Origin of the sequence: Phytoactinopolyspora endophytica, assembly GCF_004138495.1 — a bacterium.
Taxonomy (GTDB): Bacteria; Actinomycetota; Actinomycetes; order Jiangellales; family Jiangellaceae; genus Phytoactinopolyspora; species Phytoactinopolyspora endophytica.
Genome location: NZ_ML142856.1, coordinates 282,430 through 282,631, shown reverse-complemented (window position 1 = coordinate 282,631; position 202 = coordinate 282,430). Strand labels below are relative to the sequence as shown.

Here is a 202-nt window from a genome sequence, read left to right as displayed (position 1 = left end):
GGGGTCCTGCGGTGGGTTGTTGCTGGACGTCGTGTCGGAGCCCGGCGAGTCACCACCCGCGTCCGGCCCGTCCGTGTCCGATACTGGCGGAGCCGCGACGTCCGGCGGATCGTCGGACGATCCGCTGAGCATCATGTACGCGCCCGCGGCGATGATCCCCGCCGCGGCGACTCCGGCCGCGCCGGCGAGCGTCTTGCTGCCC

1 pseudogene is annotated in these 202 nt (G+C 73.8%); it reads right to left on the bottom strand.

Features of this window, described 5'->3' with window-relative positions:
* A pseudogene (locus tag ELR45_RS38230) lies at positions 1 to 202 on the bottom strand (hypothetical protein); the annotation flags it as partial.